Raw genomic sequence first — 4,556 nt, forward strand, 5'->3', positions numbered from 1 at the left:
ATGTTTCCCAAATGATATAATGTAAACTATATTATTCATCATATATTAATATGAGTACTTATTTACATATTTCGAATATAAAATTTATAAAAAAATATATAATTAATAACTAAAATAAGAAAAAAATGAAAAAAATTAGATAAATATTAAAATAATCAATATTATAAGTGAAATAAAGAATATTACGGTTCCACGAGTAATGAAGAATCTTGATCTGTCGACAAATAGAAAAGTCAAACCGTAAGATAACAACAAAGCCACAATCATTTCAATTAACCCGCTGATGCCATAATCCAATTTTAAAACATTACCGAATAAATATGATAATAAGTATGAAAAGATTACGACCAATGCAATTACAGCAAAAGGATTACTTAAAATTGGCTGTAAACGGTCAAACCATGATGGTTTACGATTATAATTATATAAATCTGTAGGATACAAACCATTATTCTTACTACGTTTACGCCTTTTTAAAAATGAAGATAAACTGTTGGAAGAACTGTTTTCTTCAACTTGAGGATATAATGTATTTTTATAAACAATAGGATTCTGATCCCTTCTGCGCATTATATATTCCATATCGGAAGCATCATATGTATATTCCGGATAATCCTCTTCAATATATGAAACATCACCGGTAGAATAATCATTGCTATCTAAAGTAGTTTGCTGGGAGTTATCTTGATATCTTTTAGCCAATTCAGTTAAATTATCCCTATCAACTAATTTGATATTTTTTCTTAAAGCATAATTAGTAGCTTGATTATCAAAGTATGCTGAAGTCACAACAGCCACTTTTGAAGCTTTTAAACTTTCAGCTGCATCCTCCATTTCTTTCAATAAATCAATTCCTACTTCAAACTCTTTGTCATAATTATTACATGCCATAACAACTCCAAAATCTCCTATTGTAGTTGGAAGTACAGCATAAATATCAATAACCCTTTGAGATGTTTTAAAGTTCTTATAAACCTTAAAACCGGAATCCTCCAATACTTTAGCAATAAAATTAATCAATTGTGGTTTTTCCAAAATTCCACCCGCACATGTTTCAATCTATATTTAATTTATAAATTAAATTATTATTAAAGTTTATTATTATCTAAAAATTTTAATATTTTGAAAAATAATAAGTAATACTATGAAAGCCTTAATATCTAATGATGATGGAGTAACCGCATCAGGAATATTATCCGCCAAAAAAGCAGTAGAAAACTTATGTGAAACTATTGTTATAGCTCCTGAGAGACAACAAAGTGGAATCGGTCATGCATTAACATTATATGAACCATTAAGAGTTAATAAAAGAGTTTTAAAGGATGAAACTATTGCATATGGAGTTACTGGAACACCAACTGATGCAGTAACAATAGGATTATTCCAAATACTTGATGAAAAACCGGATTTAATGATATCTGGTATAAATACGGGTTTTAATTTAGGTCAAGCAGAATTAACTACCTCTGGAACCATAGGGGCTGCCATTGAAGCGGCCAGTTTTGGAATACCAACAATAGCCATTTCTTTAGAAGTGACAAAAGACCATGTGAAATTTGAAACGGGAGAAGTGGATGTTGACTTTGGATTTGCAGAAAAAATGCTTAACAAATTAGCAAAAATTGTATTGAAAAAAGGATTGCCTGAGGGCATTGATTTATTAAATGTCAATATTCCTGAAAATCCTGTAGATGATGAATTTGAAGTTGTGAAACTAGGAAAAAGAATGTATGTCCCAATGATGGAAAAAAGACTGGATCCAAGAGGCCAACCTTATTATTGGATAGGCGGGGAACCTTATACCTCTGATGAAAAAGGAAGTGACGGTTACGAACTGAAAGTTTCACAAAAAACTACTATAACCCCTTTAAAAATAGATTTGACTGGAGATTTAAAAGTATTAAAAGATTTTTTAAAGATTTAAATCCTTAAGAATCTTATCACGTTCTTCATAAAGTTCATTTAATAGTTTCTCATCAGTACAGCCGTCTTTTTTAAGCTGTGCGATTGTTCTAGTAATTGCTTCTAAATTGCTTTCTAATTGATTGATTGACATAGTATTATATTAAAACATTAAAGTATATAAATTTAAAAAATATAATAATATATACATCAAAAGGGATTGAAAAATATGACAGACAAAGACCAAGTAAACAGATTATTTAACCAATTTAAAAATAAAAATGTGACTGTAGAATTAAGAGACAATAATCAAGCTGAAGGAAAAATAATAGCTATTGATAATTATTTAAATATTGTTATAGAAAACGAAAATGGTATTGAAACTTTAAAAGGTGGAAATATAGTTTTTGTCAGTTTAAAAGAATAACCTCACCAATTAAATTTTTAAATATATAAAAAAAGATAATTTAAGATAAAACAACTTCAATGCCTAGGATATTCTTTTTACCGTTATAAACATCACGGGCAATCTGAGCTGCACCGATAGCTCCTGATTCTTTTGAAATTACTTTCAATTCGTATTTATTTTTGAAGTATTTGTTAATTTCGTCCTGAAAGTTGAATGGCTCTGTTGCACTACCTACGGAACCTGTAAGAATTATGCCTTCTATTTCATTTTCACAAACTACATCCAAACCTGCAATTTCCATTGCAACAGTCATTATTAATGTGTCAATAGCCAATTTAGCTTTTTCATCGCCGTTTTTATAATTTTCAAGAAGCTGGTCTTTCATATTGGCCACTTTTCCATCAATGCCTGCAATTTTTATTGCACCTGCATGTGAAAAGCATTCATTGGCAGTCCGTTTTCCTTCATCAATGTCACGTATCATCTCCAAATCAATAGGCCCATGAACAATTCCCATTGCTCCAAGGCATGCGTCAATTGCCCCTTTAATTTTAGAATCTTCAATTAATATGTCAACACTATTTGATGATATATCTGCAACGATAAAATTTTTCCAATTTGTTTCCTTGATTGCATTATATGAAATACTCACCTTCTCAGGACTAGCCTGATGAGAATAGGCTGCATTAAATAAATCGTTTAATGAAGTAGAATGCTTGTGAAGACCAGGTATCATAATGCTTGGAATGTTTGAATTTTCCAGCTCAGAAAATACTGAGGTTCCACCGCCGGTAACTTTACCTGCACCGTTAATTGATAAGATGCCTCTGTCTTTGACCTTATCAGTTGGTAAAATCTTGCTAATGCCATCACCCATTGCATAAGTAATTGCCATCAATTTAACAGAATCCAAATCACATCTTTTTGACAATTCTTCAACAGCTGATACTTTACCGCTTTTAGAATCTTCCCTATCAATTTTAAAAATATCCAATATATTTTCATCGTCATCCATTAAACAAAAAGAGATTCCAGTGGTACCGTGATCCATTCCAATGAAAACCATACAAATCCCCAATAGATATAATTAATAAAAAAAGTAAAAAAAAGTTAAAAGATGAATTTAATCATCTTTTTGTAATCCACAAGCTTTTCTTAATCTTTCACCAACAATTTCAATGTCTTTTTGACTTTCAGCAGCTCTCATTTCTTTTAAGTTAGCACCGTTGGTAGCATTTTCATCTGCCCATTGTTTTTTGAAGGTTCCATCTTGGATTTCAGTTAAAACTTGTTTCATACCGTCTTTTGCTTCTTGAGTAATGATTCTACTTCCTCTGGTTAAACCACCATATTCAGCAGTGTTACTTACATCATGCCACATTCCAGCAAAACCTTTTTCATAGATTAAATCAACAATGAGTTTTACTTCGTGACAGGTTTCGAAGTAAGCGATTTCAGGTTGGTATCCAGCTTCAACCAAAGTAGTGAATCCTGCATTAATTAATTCAGTAATACCACCACATAAAACGGTTTGTTCACCAAATAAGTCAGTTTCAGTTTCTTCTTGGAAAGTAGTTTCTAAAACACCTGCTTTAGTTAAACCACAAGCTTTTGCCATACCTAATGCTAATTGCAATGCATCACCAGTAGCATCTCTTTCAACTGCTACTAAACCAGGAATACCGAAACCTTCTTCGTAAGTTCTTCTTACCATTGATCCAGGTCCTTTTGGAGCAAACATAACAATATTAACATCTTCAGCAGGGTCAATTAATCCAAAGTGAATGTTGTATCCGTGTGAAAAGGAAATGGTGTTTCCACTTTCAACATATGGAGCAATCTGTTCATTGTATACTTTTTCTTGGATTTCATCAGGAAGCAAGATGTGAATAATATCAGCTTCTTTAGCTGCATCTTCAATAGTTTTAACAGTCATTCCATCTTCTTGTACTAAATTCCAAGAACTACCATTTTCACGAACACCAACAATTACGTTAGCTCCACTGTCAGCCATGTTTCTAGATTGCGCTCTACCTTGAGAACCATAACCGATTACAGCGATGGTTTTTCCTTCAAGTGCATCTGTACTTACATCTGCATCATAATACATTTTCATCTTATATCGTCTCCTACATATAATAATTCGATAAAATTTATCATTATATAATATAGTTTTTAATATTTAAATAAGTAACTAGTATCTGTAAAAAAAGATTAGATTTATTGTGATGATAATGCTTAATTT

The 4,556-nt window shown here is 31.2% G+C and carries 6 protein-coding genes; 2 read left to right on the top strand and 4 right to left on the bottom strand.

The genetic code is table 11. From position 1 onward, the window contains the following. Positions 1-135: 135 nt before the first annotated feature. A complete protein-coding gene (locus ACKI3Q_RS07240; RefSeq protein WP_407415701.1) occupies positions 136-1,035 on the bottom strand; it encodes a restriction endonuclease in 900 nt (299 codons plus the stop codon). A gap of 109 nt (positions 1,036-1,144) precedes the next feature. Between ACKI3Q_RS07240 and surE the strand changes: the two genes are divergently transcribed. Beyond that, positions 1,145-1,924, top strand: a complete 780-nt coding sequence (gene surE, locus ACKI3Q_RS07245) for a 5'/3'-nucleotidase SurE (RefSeq protein WP_407415703.1) — start codon at positions 1,145-1,147, stop codon at positions 1,922-1,924. On the opposite strand, the gene ACKI3Q_RS07250 is transcribed toward surE, so the two are convergent. Further along, positions 1,913-2,056: a hypothetical protein gene (locus tag ACKI3Q_RS07250; protein ID WP_407415705.1), complete on the bottom strand. Its 144-nt coding sequence runs from the start codon at positions 2,054-2,056 to the stop codon at positions 1,913-1,915. The genes surE and ACKI3Q_RS07250 overlap by 12 nt on opposite strands. Positions 2,057-2,131: 75 nt before the next feature. On the opposite strand from ACKI3Q_RS07250, the gene ACKI3Q_RS07255 reads away from it, so the two are divergent. After that, positions 2,132-2,329 carry an LSM domain-containing protein gene (locus tag ACKI3Q_RS07255; protein ID WP_296861835.1) on the top strand — a complete coding sequence of 66 codons (198 nt, stop codon included), beginning with the start codon at positions 2,132-2,134 and terminating at the stop codon, positions 2,327-2,329. A 40-nt stretch (positions 2,330-2,369) separates the two neighbouring features. On the opposite strand, the gene ACKI3Q_RS07260 is transcribed toward ACKI3Q_RS07255, so the two are convergent. Beyond that, entirely contained in the window at positions 2,370-3,377 is a 1,008-nt protein-coding gene (locus tag ACKI3Q_RS07260; RefSeq protein ID WP_407415707.1) for a methanogenesis marker 12 protein, read from the bottom strand. Positions 3,378-3,434: 57 nt separating this feature from the next. Continuing rightward, a complete protein-coding gene (gene ilvC, locus ACKI3Q_RS07265) occupies positions 3,435-4,427 on the bottom strand; it encodes a ketol-acid reductoisomerase (protein ID WP_407415709.1) in 993 nt (330 codons plus the stop codon). Between the last annotated feature and the right edge of the window lie 129 nt (positions 4,428-4,556).

The organism is Methanobrevibacter sp. (assembly GCF_045636185.1).
GTDB lineage: Archaea > Methanobacteriota > Methanobacteria > Methanobacteriales > Methanobacteriaceae > Methanocatella.